This window comes from Pseudoxanthomonas sp. LjRoot204_2 (genome assembly GCF_056175765.1).
Genome location: NZ_JBGFFG010000017.1, coordinates 1 through 18949 on the forward strand (window position 1 = coordinate 1; position 18949 = coordinate 18949).

The 18949-nt window shown below is 67.5% G+C and carries 18 protein-coding genes and 1 riboswitch; of the genes, 7 read left to right on the forward strand and 11 right to left on the reverse strand.

Annotated elements, in window-relative coordinates; all coding sequences use genetic code 11:
• Positions 1–594 (forward strand): GGDEF domain-containing protein (locus AC04L7_RS01590; protein ID WP_475512428.1); only part of this gene is annotated, 594 nt, incomplete at its 5' end.
• Here the strand turns inward: AC04L7_RS01590 and AC04L7_RS01595 are convergent.
• From AC04L7_RS01595 to ilvC, 9 genes are all read right to left on the reverse strand, one after another.
• Positions 595–927, reverse strand: a complete 333-nt coding sequence (locus AC04L7_RS01595; protein WP_296279291.1) for a hypothetical protein — start codon at positions 925–927, stop codon at positions 595–597. It lies immediately after the preceding gene.
• Positions 928–998: 71 nt separating this feature from the next.
• Complete coding sequence (gene leuB, locus AC04L7_RS01600; protein WP_296279292.1) at positions 999–2087, reverse strand: 3-isopropylmalate dehydrogenase; 1089 nt, start codon at positions 2085–2087, stop codon at positions 999–1001.
• On the reverse strand, positions 2077–2658 hold the full coding sequence (gene leuD, locus AC04L7_RS01605) for a 3-isopropylmalate dehydratase small subunit (RefSeq protein WP_296279294.1): 582 nt from the start codon (positions 2656–2658) through the stop codon (positions 2077–2079). The genes leuB and leuD overlap by 11 nt, the downstream gene beginning before the upstream one ends.
• Positions 2658–4079, reverse strand: a complete 1422-nt coding sequence (leuC, locus tag AC04L7_RS01610; protein WP_475512429.1) for a 3-isopropylmalate dehydratase large subunit — start codon at positions 4077–4079, stop codon at positions 2658–2660. The genes leuD and leuC overlap by 1 nt, the downstream gene beginning before the upstream one ends.
• A 46-nt stretch (positions 4080–4125) precedes the next feature.
• Positions 4126–5676 (reverse strand): 2-isopropylmalate synthase, encoded by a 1551-nt coding sequence (locus tag AC04L7_RS01615; protein WP_435996639.1) that lies wholly within the window; start codon positions 5674–5676, stop codon positions 4126–4128.
• Positions 5673–6806, reverse strand: a complete 1134-nt coding sequence (locus AC04L7_RS01620; protein ID WP_185895072.1) for a threonine dehydratase — start codon at positions 6804–6806, stop codon at positions 5673–5675. Before AC04L7_RS01620 ends, AC04L7_RS01615 begins: the two co-directional genes overlap by 4 nt.
• A gap of 72 nt (positions 6807–6878) precedes the next feature.
• Complete coding sequence (locus AC04L7_RS01625; RefSeq protein ID WP_185895073.1) at positions 6879–7151, reverse strand: ACT domain-containing protein; 273 nt, start codon at positions 7149–7151, stop codon at positions 6879–6881.
• Entirely contained in the window at positions 7135–8883 is a 1749-nt protein-coding gene (gene ilvG / locus AC04L7_RS01630; protein WP_435996642.1) for an acetolactate synthase 2 catalytic subunit, read from the reverse strand. Before ilvG ends, AC04L7_RS01625 begins: the two co-directional genes overlap by 17 nt.
• On the reverse strand, positions 8880–9887 hold the full coding sequence (ilvC, locus tag AC04L7_RS01635) for a ketol-acid reductoisomerase (RefSeq protein ID WP_475512430.1): 1008 nt from the start codon (positions 9885–9887) through the stop codon (positions 8880–8882). Before ilvC ends, ilvG begins: the two co-directional genes overlap by 4 nt.
• Before the next feature lie 366 nt (positions 9888–10253).
• Between ilvC and ilvD the strand changes: the two genes are divergently transcribed.
• Positions 10254–12095, forward strand: a complete 1842-nt coding sequence (ilvD, locus tag AC04L7_RS01640) for a dihydroxy-acid dehydratase (protein ID WP_436000931.1) — start codon at positions 10254–10256, stop codon at positions 12093–12095.
• Positions 12096–12102: 7 nt separating this feature from the next.
• Positions 12103–12954, forward strand: a complete 852-nt coding sequence (locus AC04L7_RS01645) for a phosphate/phosphite/phosphonate ABC transporter substrate-binding protein (protein ID WP_435996644.1) — start codon at positions 12103–12105, stop codon at positions 12952–12954.
• Between the two features lie 24 nt (positions 12955–12978).
• Here AC04L7_RS01645 and AC04L7_RS01650 read toward each other — a convergent pair whose 3' ends face one another.
• A complete protein-coding gene (locus AC04L7_RS01650; RefSeq protein ID WP_435996646.1) occupies positions 12979–14919 on the reverse strand; it encodes an alpha/beta hydrolase family protein in 1941 nt (646 codons plus the stop codon).
• Positions 14920–15024: 105 nt separating this feature from the next.
• Positions 15025–15125, forward strand: a riboswitch (TPP riboswitch).
• A gap of 126 nt (positions 15126–15251) precedes the next feature.
• Between AC04L7_RS01650 and thiC the strand changes: the two genes are divergently transcribed.
• The 4 genes from thiC (at position 15252) to AC04L7_RS01670 (ending at position 18703) form a co-directional block, all read left to right on the forward strand.
• A complete protein-coding gene (gene thiC, locus AC04L7_RS01655) occupies positions 15252–17138 on the forward strand; it encodes a phosphomethylpyrimidine synthase ThiC (RefSeq protein ID WP_435996648.1) in 1887 nt (628 codons plus the stop codon).
• A gap of 95 nt (positions 17139–17233) precedes the next feature.
• Positions 17234–17836 (forward strand): DUF4136 domain-containing protein, encoded by a 603-nt coding sequence (locus tag AC04L7_RS01660; protein ID WP_299344427.1) that lies wholly within the window; start codon positions 17234–17236, stop codon positions 17834–17836.
• Entirely contained in the window at positions 17833–18000 is a 168-nt protein-coding gene (locus AC04L7_RS01665; RefSeq protein WP_296279317.1) for a hypothetical protein, read from the forward strand. The genes AC04L7_RS01660 and AC04L7_RS01665 overlap by 4 nt, the downstream gene beginning before the upstream one ends.
• A gap of 10 nt (positions 18001–18010) precedes the next feature.
• The gene (locus AC04L7_RS01670; protein ID WP_475512431.1) at positions 18011–18703 is read left to right on the forward strand and encodes an ion channel; all 693 of its coding nucleotides are present in this window, start codon (positions 18011–18013) and stop codon (positions 18701–18703) included.
• A gap of 96 nt (positions 18704–18799) precedes the next feature.
• On the opposite strand, the gene AC04L7_RS01675 is transcribed toward AC04L7_RS01670, so the two are convergent.
• Positions 18800–18949, reverse strand: a 150-nt coding sequence (locus AC04L7_RS01675) for an inorganic diphosphatase (protein WP_475512432.1), incomplete at its 5' end; no start/stop codon positions are given.

The following is an 18949-nucleotide window of genomic DNA, read 5'->3' on the forward strand; positions in this document are numbered from 1 at the left end:
GTACAGATCGATGCGCGCACCTCGGAGCTGAGCGACAAGAACGCGCAGCTCGAACAGGCCGGCGAGGCGAATGCGCGGTTGCTGGAGCAGTTGGCCTACCAGGCCCGCCACGATCCCCTGACCCGGCTTGCCAATCGCCGTGCCGGCGACGCGTTCCTCGCCGAGGCACTCGACACCAGCCGCCGCGAAGGGCGGCCGCTGTCCGTGGCCTTGCTGGACATCGACCACTTCAAGACCGTCAACGACCGTTACGGCCACGCATTCGGCGATGACGTCCTGTCTCAGGTCGCGGCGCTGGCAGGGCAGGCGATCGGCGATCACGACGACGTACTGATCGCACGGTGGGGCGGGGAAGAGTTCCTGGTCTGCCAGCAGTTGCCGTGGTCGACTGCGCGTGCGCGCCTGGACGCCCTGCGCGAAGGCATCGCCCAGGCCGGCATCGACACGCCCGACGGCGGCACGTTGCGATGCACGGTGAGCATCGGCGTCGCGGAACTGGAGGCCGGGCAGGACCTGCGCGACCTGCTACGGGTCGCCGACGAGCGCCTCTACCGCGCGAAACAGCAGGGCCGCAATCGCCTGGTGTCGGGCTGATCAGCGACCGACGAACCGCAGCCCGCCCGCTTCGCCTTCGCCGACGGTTTCAGGATCGGTCACCAGCGCATTCTCGAAGCCGCCGCCGCTGCCGCTGTAGAGCAGGTAGACCGGCTTCTCGTTGCGCAGCAGGTCGATCGCGTTCTGGAAATCGTCCAGGTGATAGTGCAGCTGCGGCTGCGTCCCGTTCAGCCCGTCCTGGGGCAACGCGGCACCGTTGGCATGGAACACCAACTGGCCGATGTATGCGCCGCCGGCCATCAGGCCGATTCGGCGGCGGAAGGTGTTGGCGGAATAGATGACGTGGTACTTCTCGATCTGAGTCGTGGGCATCGTGCCTGTCCTGTGCGTGCATCCCCTGCCTGTCCTTCAACGCAGGGGATGCCGCCCTCAGGCCACGCGCCTCAGTCGCGCAGTTCGGCCACGTAGCACTGCGCCTGCATCTGTTCGAGTACGGCCTGCGCCGCCACCTGCGTGGACACACCGCGGCCGCCGGTAGCCAGGTCGTTGGTGAACACCTGCGCGTTGAGCGCGCCATCCACGGACCGTTCGATGCAGTCCGCTTCCTCATGCAGGCCCAGCGAGTGGCGCAGCAGCAGCGCGCAGCTCAGGATGGTGGCGTAGGGATTGGCGATGCCCTTGCCCGCGATGTCCGGCGCGGAGCCATGGATCGGTTCGTACAGGCCGACCTTGCCGTCGCCCAGCGACGCCGAGGGCAGCAGGCCGAGCGAACCGGCCAGCATCGAGGCCTCGTCGGTCAGGATGTCGCCGAACATGTTCTCGGTGACGATGACGTCGTACTCGCGTGGCTTGGCGAGCAGGTGCATGGCCATCGAGTCCACCAGCTGATGTTCCAGCTTCACGTCGGGGAATTCCTCGTGGCCGATGCGCGTGGCGACGTCGCGCCACAGGCGCGAGGTCTCCAGCACATTGGCCTTGTCGACCGAGACCAGGTAACCACGCCGTTGCCGGGCCAGCTTGAATGCGCTGCGCACCACGCGCTCGATCTCGGTGACCGAATAGCTGCACAGGTCGCTGGCGCCGCGCGCATCGCGGGTCTTCTCGCCGAAGTAGATGCCGCCGGTCAACTCGCGCACCACCACGATGTCCACGCCGGTGAGCAGGTGCGGCTTGATCGGGGAGGCGTTCAGTGCGGCCGGGTGCGGGCGGACCGGACGCAGGTTGGCGAACAGGCCCAGCCCCTTGCGCAGTGCCAGCAGTCCCTGCTCCGGGCGGACCTTGGCGTTCGGGTCCGACCACTTCGGGCCGCCCACGGCGCCGAGCAGCACCGCGTTCGCCTGCTGGCAGCCCTGCAGCGTCGCCTGCGGCAATGGTTCGCCGTGCCTGTCGATGGCGATGCCACCGATGTCGTACTCGTGGAAGTCGAAGGTATGGCCGTGGCGGCGCGCGAGCGCGCGCAGCACGGTGACGGCGGCGGCGGTGACTTCCGGACCGATGCCGTCACCGGGCAGGAGGGCGATGTCAGCGTGCATGGCGGGTGGCCTCGTAGCGTTCGATGTCGGTGTGGCGGGCCAGCAGGTAGCCCAGTTCGTCGACGCCCTGCAGCAGGCAGGTCTGCGCGAAGGCATCGAGCGGGAAGGAAAAGACGTCACCCTGCGGCGTGCGGAGTTCCTTCGCGGCGACATCGACGACGAGTTCGTCGTCGGGGCGCTGCATCAGGGCCTGCACCACTTCTTCCGGCAACACGACCGGCACCAGGCCGTTCTTCAGGCTGTTGTTGCGGAAGATGTCGGCGATCTCGCTGCTGACGATCGCGCGCAGGCCCAGGTCGGTCAGTGCCCAGGGCGCGTGCTCGCGCGAGGATCCGCAGCCGAAGTTGCGGCCGGCCAGCAGGATCTCCCGCCCGGCGTTCGCGGACTGGTTGAAGGGAAACGACGGGTTCGGCGAGCCATCGGCCTGCCAGCGCCAGTCGTTGAATGCGTTCTTGCCCAGCCCCGCACGGTCGGTCGTCGACAGGAAGCGCGCGGGGATGATCTGGTCGGTGTCGATGTTGGTCTGCGCCAGCACCACGCTCTGCGAGCGGATTTCGCGGAAGCCGGCCATCACGCCACCGCCTTCTGGTGGTCGAACAGATCGCGTGGGTCGCTGACCCGTCCGTTCACCGCCGCCCACGCTGCGGTCAGCGGCGATGCCAGCAACGTGCGCGCGCCCGGACCCTGGCGGCCTTCGAAGTTGCGGTTGCTGGTGCTGACGGCCAACTGGCCCGGGGCCACCAGGTCGCCATTCATGGCGATGCACATCGAGCAGCCGGGCTCGCGCCACTCGGCTCCGGCGTCGCGGACCACCTGGTCGATGCCCTCGGCTTCGGCTTCGCGCTTGACGATCTCCGAGCCCGGCACGACCAGCATGCGCACGCCGGCGGCCACCTTGCGACCACGCAGCACCTGCGCCACGTCGCGCATGTCGCGCAGGCGTCCGTTGGTGCAGGAACCGACGAACACCACGTCCACCGGCGTGCCTTCCAGCGCATGGCCGGCACTGAGCTGCATGTAGTCCAGGCCCTTCTTCGCGGCCGCGTCGGCAGGTTCGGGAATCGGCACATCGATCCCGATCGCGGTGCCTGGATGCGTACCCCAGGTCAGAGTCGGCCGGATGTCGGCGGCATCGATTTGGACCTCGGCATCGAACGTGGCGCCGTCTTCGCTGCGCAGCGTCTTCCAGTACGCGACAGCGTCGTCGAACGCCTCGCCCTTCGGTCCGCGAGGCGTGCGCGCGACCCAGTCGAACGTGGTCTGGTCCGGCGCCACCATGCCCGCACGCGCTCCGGCCTCGATCGACATGTTGCACAGGGTCATGCGCTGCTCCATGTCCAGCGCCTCGATGGCGCTGCCACGGAACTCGATGACATSGCCGGTGCCGCCGTTGACGCCGATCACGCCGATCACGTGCAGGACGATGTCCTTGGCGCCGACGCCGGGCGCGAGGGTACCGTCGACGGTGATGGCCATCGTTTTCGGCTTGCGCTGCAGCAGGCACTGGGTGGCCAGCACGTGGCCGACTTCACTGGTGCCGATGCCGAACGCCAGCGCGCCGAACGCACCATGCGTGCTGGTGTGGCTGTCGCCGCAGACGATGGTCATCCCGGGCAGGGTGAAGCCCTGCTCCGGCGCGATGACATGGACGATGCCGCGGTTCGGCGACGCCATGTCGAACAGTTCGATGCCGTGCTCGGCGCAGTTGCGCGCCAGCGTTTCCACCTGCGTTTCGGCCGCCTTGGTGTAGTACGGCAGCTTGCCATCGGCACCGGCGGGCAGGGTGGGCGTAGAGTGGTCCATCGTCGCCTTCGTGCGATCCGGGCGGCGCGGCGACAGGCCACGTGCCTTGAGCTCCGTGAAGGCTTGTGGCGACGTGACCTCGTGGATCAGGTGCAGGTCGATGTAGAGCACGGCGGGAGCGGCGTCGGTCTCGGGGACGACGACGTGGGCTTCCCACAGTTTGTCGAACAAGGTGTGTGGCGCGGTCATGCGGGTTCCGGTGGTGCGTTGGACGGGGTGAAAACAGGGTGGCGCCTCAGGCGGCCGCTGCTTCTTGCTTCTCGGCGCGGCGCTGGCGCAGCAGCCGGTTGGCGACATCCAGCCAGGCCAACGCGCTGGCCTCGATGATGTCCTTGCTGGTGCCGGTGCCTTCGTACTCCTCGCCGTCGCAGCGCACCGACAGGCTGGCTTCGCCGCGCGCATCGGCACCGATGCCCACGCTGTGCACCTGGTAGCTCTCCAACTGCAGTTGCACGCCGGTGGCGGCGGCCAGTGCGCTGAACAGCGCATCGACCGGGCCATTGCCCTGTGCGGTTTCCGAAATGCGGTTGCCGTCCGGATCCGACAGTTCGACCAGCGCGTTGGCGCGGCTCCCGACGTCGCTGATCGTCATCGACGACAGCCGGTAACCATCGCTGACCGGTGCGTCCTGCATCAGCGCCTGCAGGTCGGCGTCGCCGATCACGCGCTGCTTCTCGCACAGGGTCTTGAACTGCTCGAACACCAGCTTCAGCTCGTCCTCTTCCAGCCAGTAGCCCAGCGCACGCAGGCGCTGTTCGACCGCCGCGCGCCCGCTGTGGCGGCCCAGCACCATCTGCGACGACGGCCAGCCCACGTCCTGAGGCTGCATGATCTCGTAGGTGCCGCGGTGGCGCAGCATGCCGTGCTGGTGGATGCCGGATTCGTGCGCGAACGCGTTGGCGCCGACGATGGCCTTGTTGCGCTGGACGGGCATGCCGACCAGGCGCGACAGCAGCTGCGAGGTCGGCACGATGCGGCGGGTGTCGATGCGCGTATCCAGGGTGTAGAACGCGCTGCGGACCTTCAGCGCCATCACCAGTTCCTCGATCGCGCAGTTGCCCGCACGCTCGCCGATGCCGTTGATCGATCCTTCCACCTGGCGCGCACCGCCTTCGATGGCGGCCAGCGAGTTCGCGACCGCCAGGCCCAGGTCGTTGTGGCAGTGGGCGCTGAACACCACCTTGTCGGCGCCGGGTACCTTGGCGATCGCGCGCTCGAACATGCCGCGGATCTCCTCCGGCGTGGTGAAGCCGACCGTGTCCGGCAGGTTGATGGTGGTCGCGCCGGCGGAAATCGCGGCGGCGATCGCTTCGTGCAGGAAGTCCTCCTCGGTGCGGGTCGCGTCTTCGGCGGAGAACTCGATGTCGTCGACATGGCCCCGCGCCATGCGCACATGCTTGTCGATGGATTCCAGTACCTGCTCGCGGCTCATCCGCAGCTTGTGCTCGCGGTGCAGCGGGCTGGTGGACAGGAACAGGTGCAGGCGCGGCTTCGCGCCCGACGCCAGCGTGCGCAGCGAGGTCTCGATGTCGCCCGGCAGGCAACGGGAGAGCACCGCCAGCGTAGTCTCGCGCAGCTCGCGTGCGATCAACGCATGCGCTTCGCGGTCGGACTGCGAGCTGGCGGGAAAGCCGGTCTCGATGATGTCCACGCCCAGGTCGGCCAGGCCGCGGGCCATCACCACTTTCTGCTGCGGCGTCATGCTGCAACCCGGGGATTGCTCGCCGTCGCGCAGCGTGGTGTCGAAAATTCGGATCTGTGCGGGGGTGGGAATGGTCGTGTTCACCAGATGGATTCCTCGTGTACTTCTGTTTCCGTGGCGGCGACCGCGATGCGGCGCGTGCCTGTCTTGATGGGGAGTCTGGCCGCGGCGCGGGCGGGCGCGCGGGGGCTGGGAAGCGAGGGCTCGCCCTCGGCGTTGCGCCGGCGCGGCTTGCGCGGAGGACGCGGTCGCACGTCGGACAGCAGCTGCGCCAGCACGGTCGCGTCGATATTGCCACCAGAAACCACCGCGCACTTGCGCTTGCCGGCGACGCGACGACCGGCGGCCAAGGCCAGCGCACCGGCGCCCTCGGCGATCAGGTGCTCTTCCAGCGCCAAGCGCACCAGCGTCTCGCGCAGTTCGGCTTCGCGCACGGTCACCACGTCGTCCAGCAACTGCGTGCACAGGCGACGGGTGATGAAGCCGGGCACCTTCACCCGCACGCCATCGGCCAGCGAGGCGACCGGATCCTTCGGTGCGGTGTCGCCCTTCATCGCGCGGATCATCGAATCCACGCCCTCGACCTGCGCGCCGACCACGCGCACGCCCTGCGACTTCAGCGCCAGGGCGACGCCCGATGCCAGTCCACCACCGCCGATCGGCACGATGACGACATCCGGGCTGTAGGGTGCGATCTCGATGCCGACCGTGCCCTGGCCGGCGATCACGTCGGGGTCGTCGAAGGCGGACAGGAAGCGGTAGCCATTCTGCTCGGCCAGTTCCTTCGCAAAGGCGAAGGCTTCGTCATAGCTGTCGCCATGCTGGCGCACGGTGGCACCCCAGTGGGCGACGCCGGCGATCTTGGTCTGCGGCGCGCCGTGCGGCATCACCGTGATCGCCTGCACGCCCAGCCGGTACGCCGCCCAGGCCAGCCCTTGCGCGTGGTTGCCTGCGGAGGCGGCGATCACCGGCCTTCGGTCGCCACGCTCGCGGGCGGCCAGCAAGGCGTTCAACGCACCACGGACCTTGTAGGAGCCGGTGCGCTGCAGGTTCTCCAGCTTCAGCATCACGCCGAAACGTTCCGCATGATGCAGCGGGGTGGGAGGCAGGTAACGCCGCAGCCGCGCCTGCGCCGCCAGCACATCGGCCACGGTGACGACGACGTCGCCTACGTCCGGTTCGTTGCTGGCGGGCGCGCGGCCGGCATCAGGCATCGCGGCACGCGAACGGCTGATGTCGAAGAAGACCCCTCCAGACCACGGCGCCTGCGTTGGCGGGCGTGGCGTTCAAGCAGCGCGCTCCTGGCGGCGATGGTCGCGGCTCAGTTCCTGCACGGCACTGAAGGACAGTTCCTCCACGTCGTAGATCTTCAGCAGCTGCTGGCGCAGGGTCTCCGGTGCGCGGGTGCTGTCGATCACCAGCGCCAGCGCCCAGTAGCCTTCGCCGTCGTGGGTGGCGTGCACCGCATGGGGCGGAAAGCCGCGGCGCTCGATCATGCCCAGCACGCGTACCAGGGCGCCCTCGGCAGGTTTGAGCTTCAGTTCAAGCCGGTAACGCATTCTTCTTCTCCGGGCCGTCGGCCGCGATGGCAGTCTCGGCGGCGACCTTGGCGGGATTGGCGTCCAGCATCGAGCTGTTGGCGTGGTTCGGCGGCACCAGCGGCCACACGTTGGCCTTGATGTCGATGGTGACGTGCAGCAGCGCCGGACCCGGCGCGGACAGCAGGTCTACCAGCGCGCCTTCGACCTCGTCGCGCAGGCTGATGTGGTGCGCCGGAATGCCGAACACGCGGGCCAGCGCGGCGAAGTCCGGGTTGTCGGACAGGTCGATCTCGCTGTAGCGCTCGGCGAAGAACAGTTCCTGCCATTGCCGCACCATGCCCAGCGCGCTGTTGTCGATCAGCACGATCTTCACCGGCAGCTTGCAGCGGGCGATGGTCGCCAGCTCCTGCACGTTCATCATGAAGCCGCCATCACCATTGACCAGGATGACGGTGCGGTCCGGACAGGCGAACTGCGCGCCCATCGCCGCCGGCAGGCCGAAGCCCATCGTGCCCAGTGCGCCGCTGGTCAGGTGGTTGCGCGGGTGGGTGAACTTGCAGTGCTGCGCCACCCACATCTGGTGCTGGCCGACGTCGCACGCGATGATCGCGTCCGCCGGCGCCACTTCGCTCAACCGCTTCAGCAGGCCGGGCGCATATATGTCGGTGCCGGGCGCGTCATAGCGGAAGCCGAACCGTTCGCGATTGCCCAGGCAGTGCCTGCGCCATTCATCGCAGGTGCTGCGCGCGGCCGTCAGCGCCTTCAGGCTGGTGGCGACATCGCCGGGCACCGCGATGTCGGCGGTGCGCAGCTTGCCGATCTCATAGGCGTCGGCATCCACGTGCAGCACGCGGGCGAACGGGGCGAACTCGGCCAGCTTGCCGGTGGCCCGGTCGTCGAAGCGCGCACCCACCACGATCAGCAGGTCGCACTCCTGGGTGGCCATGTTGGCCGCGCGCGTCCCGTGCATGCCCAGCATGCCCAGGTAGTGCGGATGGTTCGCGGGCAGGGCGCCCAGGCCGCGCAGGGTCAGCACGGTGGGAATCTTCGTGGCGTCGACGAACTGGCGGAACGCCTCCACCGCATCCGCGATGCCGATCCCGCCACCGCCATAGATCAGCGGTTTCTCGGCACCGGCGATGGCGGCCAGCGCATCGGCCAGCTTCGCGTCGTCCGGCGCCGGCAGCGGATCGACGCTGGCCGGCACGTGGTCGGGCAGGTGCGAGGCGTCGGACATCTGCACGTCCTTGGGCAGATCGATCAACACCGGGCCGGGACGCCCTTCGCGCGCGATGCGGAAGGCTTCGCGCACCATGTCCGGCAGGTCGTCCACGCGCCGGGCGACAAAGCTGTGCTTCACGATCGGCAGGGTCAGGCCGAACACGTCCAGTTCCTGGAACGCGTCGGTGCCCATCAGCGTGGTCGCGACCTGGCCGGTCAGGCAGACCATCGGCACCGAGTCCAGCATCGCATCGGCGATGCCGGTCACCAGGTTGGACGCGCCGGGGCCGGAGGTGGCCACGCACACGCCGACCTTGCCGCTGGCGCGCGCATAGCCATTCGCCGCCAGCGCCGCGCCCTGCTCATGGCGCACCAGGATGTGCTTGAGGTTGGAATCCACCAGCGCGTCGTAGAACGGCATGATGGTGCCGCCGGGATAGCCGAACAGCGTGTCCACGCCCTCGGCTTCCAGGGCGTGGGCCAGCCAGCGGGCGCCATTGCGTGGGGCAGTGGCCGCGGCGGCGTTCATGCGGCGGCCTGCTCGTCTGTATCGGGTTGGCTGGCATTGGCCTGCAGCCACACCATCTTCGCGCGCAGTTCCTTGCCGACCTTCTCGATCGGATGATCCTTGTCGGCCTGCTGGAATTTCTTGTAGTTCGGCAGCCCGGCGTCGTACTCGGCCTGCCAGTTGCGGGTGAAGGTGCCGTTCTGGATGTCGGTCAGCACGTCCTTCATGCGCGCCTTCACCGAAGCGTCGATGACGCGCGGGCCACTGACGAAATCGCCGTACTGCGCGGTTTCGGAGATGAATTCCAGCATGCGGGTGATGCCGCCTTCGTAGAACAGGTCGACGATCAGCTTCAGCTCGTGCAGCACTTCGTAGTAGGCGATYTCCGGCTGGTAGCCGGCTTCCACCAGCGTCTCGAAGCCGGCCTGCACCAGCGACGAGGCGCCGCCGCACAGMACGGCCTGYTCRCCGAACAGGTCGGTCTCGGTCTCTTCSKTGAAGGTSGTCTTGATGATGTTGGCGCGCGCGCCGCCCAGGCCGCCGGCGTAGGCCAGGGCGAACTGCTCGGCCTGGCCGCTCTTGTCCTGGTACACGGCGTAGATGCACGGCACGCCGCGACCGATCTCGTATTCGCGGCGCACCAGCGCGCCAGGACCTTTCGGCGCGACCAGCACCACGTCCAGGTCGGCGCGCGGTTCGATCATGCCGAAGTGCACGTTGAGGCCGTGCGCGAACAGCAGCACCGCGCCCTGCTTCATGTTMGGCGCCAGCACGTCGGCGTAGAGCTTCTTCTGCACCATGTCCGGCGTCAGCACCGCGACCAGGTCGGCATCCTTCACCGCATCGGCCACCGCCTTCACCGCGAAGCCGTCGGCCTGCGCCTTGGCCTCCGTCGGGCCGCCCGGACGCAGGCCGACGGTGACGTCGAAGCCGGAATCGCGCAGGTTCAGCGCATGCGCGCGGCCCTGGCTGCCGTAGCCGACGACAGTGATCTTGGGTTGCGGGAGAGCATTGGCGGTGGTCATGGAGCGTGGTTCCTGGAGAGTTGAGGTAAGGACAGGCGCTTAAACAAAAAACCCCGCACTTCTCAGTGCGGGGTTTTGCGAATCTGGCGTTGCTTGCTGCTTACACGCCGGTTCGTCCCGCAGTTGTGGGCGAGGTAATAAGGACGAGTACGAGGAGCGAGCCCGCAACGGGTGCGGTGATGTCGGTCATCGTGTGCGTGTGGCGTTGCAACATGCGGCAAGAGAAACATGCCGCTCCAAACCGTGTCAAGCGCTTTTCCGTCGTTTGCGACGATCGGATGATTTCAATCGAGATGGTTGCAACTGAAACCGTGGAAAGCCAGCAGAATCAAGGCTTCCCACGTCATCGCCGCACCGCTGGTTTTCATGCCCGAGTACCGTTCCAAGACCTCCACCCACGGCCGCAACATGGCCGGCGCCCGCGCGCTGTGGCGCGCCACCGGCATGCGGGACGAGGACTTCCACAAACCCATCGTGGCCATCGCCAACTCGTTCACGCAGTTCGTGCCCGGACACGTGCACCTCAAGGATCTTGGTCAGCTGGTCGCCCGCGAGATCGAGCGTGTCGGCGGCGTGGCGAAGGAGTTCGACACCATCGCCGTCGACGACGGCATCGCGATGGGCCACGACGGCATGCTGTACTCGCTGCCGTCGCGCGAAGTGATCGCCGACTCGGTCGAGTACATGGTCAACGCGCACTGCGCCGATGCGCTGGTATGCATCTCCAACTGCGACAAGATCACCCCGGGCATGTTGATGGCCGCGCTTCGGTTGAACATCCCGACAGTGTTCGTGTCCGGTGGCCCGATGGAAGCCGGCAAGACACGCCTGGCCGACCACAAGCTCGACCTCGTCGATGCGATGGTGATGGCGGCCGACCCGAACGTGTCCGACGAGGAGGTCGCTGCCGTCGAGCGCAGCGCCTGTCCGACCTGCGGGTCGTGCAGCGGCATGTTCACCGCCAACTCGATGAACTGCCTGACCGAGGCGCTCGGCCTGTCGCTGCCGGGCAACGGCACCGTGGTGGCCACGCATGCGGACCGCGAGCAGCTGTTCAAGCGTGCCGGCGTCACCGCCGTGGAGTTGTGCCATCGCTGGTACGGTGGCGAGGACGCGACCGCGTTGCCGCGCGGCATCGCCACGTTCGAGGCGTTCGAGAATGCGATGACGCTGGACATCGCGATGGGCGGTTCCACCAACACCATCCTGCACCTGCTTGCCGCGGCGCAGGAGGGCGAAGTCCCGTTCGACATGCGCGACATCGATCGCCTGTCGCGGCGCGTGCCGCAGCTGTGCAAGGTGGCGCCGAACACGCAGAAATACCACATCGAGGACGTGCACCGAGCCGGCGGCATCATGGCGATCCTCGGCGAACTGGCGCGCGGTGGATTGCTGCATGTCGACGTTCCTACCGTGCACGCGAAGACGCTGGGCGAGGCGATCGCGAAGTGGGACGTCACGACCAACGACGATGACGCCGTCACGACCTTCTACAAGGCGGGTCCGGCCGGCATTCCCACCCAGGTCGCCTTCAGCCAGGCCACGCGCTGGCCGTCGCTGGACATCGACCGTGCCGAAGGCTGCATCCGCAGTGTCGAGCATGCCTATTCGCGGGAAGGCGGCCTGGCCGTGCTTTACGGCAACATCGCCCGCGATGGCTGCGTGGTGAAGACCGCGGGCGTGGACGAGTCGATCCATGTCTTCGAAGGCACGGCGCGCGTGTTCGAAAGCCAGGACGCGGCGGTGGCCGGCATCCTCGGCGACGAGGTGACGGCGGGCGACGTGGTCGTCATCCGCTACGAAGGACCCAAGGGCGGGCCCGGCATGCAGGAAATGCTGTACCCGACCAGCTACCTGAAATCGAAGGGACTCGGGAAACAGTGCGCACTGCTGACCGATGGCCGCTTCTCGGGCGGCACCTCCGGTCTGTCGATCGGTCATGCATCGCCGGAAGCCGCCGCGGGCGGCTCAATCGGCCTGGTGCGCGATGGCGACCGCATCCGCATCGATATCCCTCAGCGCTCGATCGCCTTGCTGGTCTCGGACGAGGAACTCGCCGCACGCCGCGCGGCCCAGGATGCGAGGGGCTGGAAGCCCGCGCAGCCGCGTGCGCGCAAGGTCAGCACCGCGTTGAAAGCGTACGCCCTGCTCGCGACCAGCGCCAACAAGGGCGCGGTACGCGACAAGCAGCTGCTGGATGGGGTCTGATAGCGGGATGACCCGCGTCTTCCTGTTCGTCGTCCTGTCGCTGCTGTCCGTCCTGCCCGCGTGGGCGCAGGAGACGCCGCCGCGGCCCTGGGTGATTGCGACCTACGCGTATCCGCAACGCGACCGGGCGGCGGCCATCCAGCCGTTGGCCGACTACTTGGGGTTACGCGCGCGGCATCCGGTGCAGGTGCGCCTGTTCGATTCGCCGACTGCGCTCGTCGATGCACTGCGGCGTGGTGAGGTCGACGTGGCCGTCCCCAACCTGCATGGGTACCTGCAGGCGCGGCGCGCTAGCGAAACGCTGACGACCCTGCCCGTGCCGCAGGTGCCGGCGCTGCAGGCGGACCGCTACCGCGCCGTGCTGATCGCTCGGCAGGGACTCGAAGCGCCGGGCGAACTGGAGCGGCAGGCGAAGACCCTGCGACTGATGCTCGTCGGCCGCGATTCRGCCTCCGGTGGTTTCGTGCCGGTGCGCGAACTGCGCCGACGCGGTCTGGAGCCCGCAAAAGCCTTCGGCCATCTTGCTTACGCCGGATCCCATGCGGCCGCCTTGGAGGCCGTGGCGACGGGAGGGGCAGACGTCGCTGGACTCGCAGCCGATGTCTACGACGCCGACCGGCCAGCCGGCGTGGCCGAGCTGTGGCGCTCGGAGCCCATTCCGCCCGGCCCGCTGCTGTGCCGACCCGCGGCCGACGTGCCGTGCCAGCAGTTCGCGGCGTGGTTGCTCGAGGCCCACGAGGCCGCCCCGGCCGTGATGGCCGCGCTGCGGGCAGGGTGGCCTGAGTTCGGCGATGCGCAGCGATTCATGGTGCCGGACCGGCAACTTCTGGATGCGTCGGACCTCCGGATCGAGCCGTAGGTACGGATCGCGAGCAGACGTGCGTCAGGGCGCGGCCGGCCCGATGTGCTTCGCCAGGAATGCCTCGAGTTTTCGATAGAACGCGATGTTGTTGGCGTCGGCATGGAAACCGTGCCCCTCGCCGGCCACCGCCAACCATTCCGGCGCGCGACCCGCACGCTCGAGCGCTGCACGCATCGCGCGGGCCTGGGCGATCGGGGTGCGTTCGTCCACCTCTCCGTGCACCAGCAGAACGGGTGCCGTGATCTGCGGGGCCAGCGTCGTGGGTGATGCGGCGAGCARCGCCGCATCGTCGCGACCGATGGCGCGTTCGAGATAGTTGGTGCCGTACTGCGTGCTGCGGATGTCGCCCTTGGCATACATCATCTTGAGGTCGTACACCCCTGCGAGACCGGCGGCGCACTTGATCTGGTCGGGCGCCCTTGCTGCAAGCATCAGGGCGGAGTAGGCGCCGAAACTGGCACCGTAGGCGCAGATGCGGTCCGCATCCGCGTACCCCTGCGCGATCGTCCAGCGCAGTCCGTCCAGCAGGTCGTCCTGCACTCGCGTGCCCCATTTCAGGTAGCCGGCCTCTTCGAACGCACGTCCGCGCCCGCTTGAGCCGCGGTAGTTCACCTGCACGACCATATAACCGCGGCTCGCAAGGAACTGGGCGTCCTGGTCGAATGCCCAGTCATCACGGACCGCGTGGGGGCCGCCGTGCGGCAACACGACCGTGGGCAGGTCGGCGGGCGCCGTGACCCCCGCAGGCAGGGTCATGAACCCCTCCAGTTCCGTGCCATCGCTTGCGCGGAAACGGAACGCGCGCCGCTCACCCATTCGGGCGGCATCTATTCCCTGCCGGCTGGAAATCAGGAGCGCGGCATTCTGCCGTCCTCGATCAAACAGGTACCAGTTGCCTGGGTCCCGGTCGCTGAACACATACAGCAGAGATTTTCTACCGTCGCGGCTGTGGTCCACATAGGTGACGTAGTGGTCCGGGAAGCTGTTGGACAGGGCTTCGTGCAATTGGGCATCGGCCGATTGCGTATCGAAGTAGACGGCACGCGGGCGACCGTCGTCGACGACGGCAGCGAAGGGCTGGAGAGGAGCCGCGGTCCATTCCATACCCGAAACGCTGCGCCAGGAGTGCTGTGCGAGCACACGATGGTCGCGGCCCTCCTGCGACGAGGAGACCAATCTCGCGGGTCCGCCGTTGACGGACTGCAGCGCAAACACACGCTGCCCGTCCGCGCTGAACGCATAGGGCGTCCACGCGGTCCCCGACTCCGGCGCGGCGGGCTTCCAGCTCTTGCCCTGGGCGTCGGCGATGAACAGCATTGGTCGGTCGTCATCGTCGGTGCCCGAGGCGAATCGCGGAATGCCTTGGGGGTCCAGTGTGAAGCGCATGTCCTTGACGCCGATATCGGCGACCAGGCGTCCGGTGGCATTGCCGGCATCCACCTCGTAAAGCTGGGAACGCTGGGTGCCACGCGACAGCCGGCGCATGTAGAAACGGCCATTGGGCGTCTCCGGCACGCCCTCGATGTAGCCGAATCCTGCTTCGACGCCGCCGGTGCGGAGCGTCTGCTGGTAGCCGAAGACGTACTTCTGGTTGGTGCCGTCGGCGTCGGTTGCGATGATGTCGCCGGTCGGGATGGGAGCTTCGCGCGATCCCAGTTGCCGACCCTTTGCCAGCACCAGCCGGGTATCGCTGACCCACGCAACCTGAGTGGGAAGTTCATAGCGTGGCAGTCGCAGTAGTGCGGTGCGGTGCATGTCGGCGGTGCGGTGCACCACCAGTGCGTGATGGCCATCGCCAAGATCGGCCGTGATCGCCACATGCGCTCCATCCGGCGACAGTCTCGGTGAATGCAGGCGGCTGGTGGTGGCGAACGACTCAACGGGGACGAGGGCGTCTGCGAGCGCGGGCGCGGTATGCGCGGTGAGCAAGGCCGCCACGGCGGCCCATGTCTTGAGTCCCATCTTCCCCTCGCCGTTGTTCCGCCCCCGCGGCCCCGGGGCCAAGGATATCCCGGCTGTCGGCCAAGCGTGAGACGGGGTGCTTTGACCTCGGTTGTGCTCTAATTCTCCCCGAAGCGGGGGTATCGCCGGCCGGGCCGGTGATTGAGACAGACCCTTCGAACCTGATCCGGTTGAGACCGGCGTAGGGAAGCTTCGCAGGCTGCGCCGCGTTGCCGCGTCGCCCTTCGTGGGCCCGCCATCCGTCCGCCGCCGCGCCGCCGCTTCGTCCCGTGATGCGAATCCCTCGCAAGAGCCCGCACATCCACGTGCGGGGATTCAAAAGGACGATGCCGATGAATGCCATTCCCAAGCCCGCCGCCGATCTCCTCCAGCAGACCGGGCAACTTTCCGAATCCGTTACCCGTCCCATTCCCGGGTCCCGGAAGATCTTCGTCGCGGGCTCGCGGCCGGACCTGCAGGTCCCGATGCGGGAGATCGCGCTGACGCAGACGCCGACCATTTTCGGCGGCGAGGACAATCCGCCGGTCACCGTCTACGACACCTCGGGTCCGTATACCGATCCGGCCGCGACCATCGATCTGGCGGCGGGACTGCCTGCGCTGCGTGCGAAGTGGATCGAGGAGCGCGGCGATACCGAGCAGCTGCCGGCGCTCAGCTCGGAGTTCGGCCGCTCGCGCGAAACCAACGCCAAGCTGGACGGCGTGCGCTTCCCCGGGCGCATCTTGCCGCGCCGTGCCAAGGCAGGCGCCAATGTCAGCCAGATGCATTACGCCCGCCGCGGCATCGTCACGCCCGAGATGGAGTACGTCGCCATCCGCGAGAACCAGCGGCTGGACGCGGCGCGCGACGCGATGCTGCTGAAGCAGCATCCCGGCGAGTCCTTCGGCGCCAGCATCCAGACGTTCATCACGCCCGAGTTCGTCCGCGACGAGATCGCGCGCGGACGCGCGATCCTGCCGAACAACATCAACCATCCGGAAAGCGAGCCGATGATCATCGGCCGCAACTTCCTGACCAAGATCAACGCCAACATCGGCAACTCCGCGGTGTCCTCGGGCATAGCCGAGGAAGTGGAGAAACTGGTGTGGTCGATCCGCTGGGGCGGCGACACGGTGATGGACCTGTCCACCGGCAAGCACATCCACGAGACGCGCGAATGGATCATCCGCAACTCGCCGGTGCCGATCGGCACGGTGCCGATCTACCAGGCGCTGGAGAAGGTCGACGGCCGTGCCGAAGCCCTGACCTGGGAGATCTTCCGCGACACGCTGATCGAGCAGGCCGAGCAGGGCGTGGACTACTTCACCATCCACGCCGGCGTGCTGCTGCGCCACGTCCCGCTGACCGCCAAGCGCGTTACCGGCATCGTCTCGCGCGGTGGCTCGATCATGGCCAAGTGGTGCCTGGCGCACCACAAGGAAAATTTCCTCTACACGCACTTCGAAGACATCTGCGAGATCATGAAGGCCTACGACGTGGCCTTCTCGCTGGGTGACGGCCTGCGCCCCGGCTGCATCGCCGACGCCAACGACGCCGCGCAGTTCGGCGAGCTGGAAGCACTGGGTGAGCTGACCAAGATCGCGTGGAAGCACGACGTGCAGTGCATGATCGAAGGCCCCGGCCACGTGCCGATGCAGCTGATCAAGGAGAACATGGACAAGCAGCTGCGCGAGTGCGGCGAGGCGCCGTTCTACACGCTGGGCCCGCTGACCACCGACATCGCGCCGGGCTACGACCACATCACCAGCGCGATCGGCGCGGCGATGATCGGCTGGTACGGCACGGCGATGCTCTGCTACGTCACGCCGAAGGAGCACCTGGGCCTGCCGAATCGCGAAGACGTGCGCGACGGCATCATGGCCTACAAGATCGCCGCGCATGCGGCCGATCTGGCCAAGGGCCATCCGGGTGCGCAGGTGCGCGACAACGCCTTGAGCAAGGCCCGATTCGAGTTCCGCTGGGAAGACCAGTTCCACCTGGGCCTGGATCCGGAGAAGGCGAAGGAGTTCCACGACGAAACCCTGCCCAAGGATGCGCACAAGCTGGCGCACTTCTGCTCGATGTGCGGACCGCACTTCTGCAGCATGAAGATCACCCAGGACGTGCGCGACTATGCGGCCGAGCATGGCGTGGAGGAGCAGGCGGCGCTGGAAGCCGGCATGGCGGAGAAGTCGGCGGAATTCCTGGCGCAGGGCGCCCAGGTGTATCGTCAGGGCTGAGCCGGCAGCGCAGGGTGCATCCGCACCCGGGCCGAACGCGTAGTGTTCACGGGACGCCCGCCATCATGGCGGCGTCCCCCGCCAGGAGAACGATCATGATCCGATTCGCCCGCCATGCCGGCCGCTGGATGATCGCCGCCGGCGTCCTGTTGCTCGCCGCGTGCGCCACGGGCCCGCGGATCACCAGCGACGTCGATCCGTCCGCCAACTTCGGCCAGTACCGCACCTTTGCCTTCTATTCGCCGCTGGCGATCGAGAGCCAGGGCTACGCCACGCTGACCAGCGGGCGCACCAAGGATGCCGCCCGCGCCCAGATGGAAGCGCGCGGCTACGTGTACGACGAAACCTCGCCCGACCTGTGGGTGAACCTCAACGCCTACATGCAGGAAAAGACCGGCGTCGTCAGCACGCCGGAAGTCGACTACGACTATTACTACAGCTACCGCGCGCGTCGTTACGTAGCGGTGCCGTACTGGCGCGACCGTACCGATGTCTACAAGTACACCGAAGGCACCTTGAACGTCGATCTGGTGGACGCGAAGCAGAACCGACTGGTCTGGACCGGCGTGGCCGTCGGACGCGTCGGGCGCACTAAGCCGGAAGAGCGCGGCGCGAAGATCGACGCCGCCATCACGGAAATCTTCCTGCGCTATCCCTATCGCGCCGGGTCCGGCGCGCCGGCGGCGGTGTCGAAGTGAAAGCGGGTGGCAGCGGCATCGCCAAGGCCGGCATCGGCTTCGGCACGGCCCTGGCGATCACCATTTCCTGGAGCGCGAACAAGTCGCTGCTGTGGGCCATCGTCCACGGCCTGCTGTCGTGGATCTACGTGATCTACTACGCGCTGGTCCATCACTTCAAATGAGGCGCGCGGCGTGACGACCCCCTGGAGCTGGCTGCGCTGGCTGGTACGCGCGCGTCGTCATCCGTGCGCGTTCCTGCTGATCGTCCAGCTGGCCGGCATCCTGCTGTACCCGGTGATGGAAGACACGCAGGCGGGCCGTGCCCTGTTCGGTGCATTCGGCATCCTGGTGCTCGCTTTGGCGCTGTGGGTGGTCAATCGCAGTGCGGCGGTCAACTGGTTGGCCTGGTCGCTGGCGGTACCTGCGGTGTTGCTGTCGGTCTCGTCCGCGTTGCTCGACCAGCCATCGCTCGGCATCTATGCGCACCTTCTGGAAAGCGCACTGTACTTCTACACGGCCGGCAGTCTGATCGCGTACATGCTGCAGGACCACTCGGTCACCAGCGACGAGCTTTTCGCCGCCGGCGCCACGTTCACGCTGCTGGCGTGGGCCTTCGCGTTCGCCTTCTCGGTCTGCCAGCAGTGGTACCCGGGCAGCTTCACCGCCGCCGTCGATCCCACCTCGGCGCGCAGCTGGATGGAACTGCTGTTCCTGAGCTTCAGCCTGCTTTCCGGGGTCGGCCTGAGCGACGTGGTGCCGATCCTGCCGCAGGCCCGCGCGCTGGTGATGCTGGAGCAATTCGCGGGGGTGATGTACATCGCCGTGGTGGTGTCGCGGCTCATCGGGCTGACCATCCTGAAGGCGCCCGCAYGCAGGGCAGAGTGAACCGCCCTACGTTCGCGACGCTACACTCCCTGAAAGAAGAAGGCCGCCCCGGGGGCGGCCTTCCAGTTTTCATGCGCGGGTCCGTTCGCGCGGCGCTCAGAACTTGTGCTTCTCGTCTTCCGGCTGGGCGGCTTGGCGGGCGATCGCGTCGACCAGCACGGCCTTGGCTTCGGCGGCGTTGCCCCAGCCGTCCAGCTTGACCCACTTGCCTTTCTCCAGATCCTTGTAGTGCTCGAAGAAGTGGCC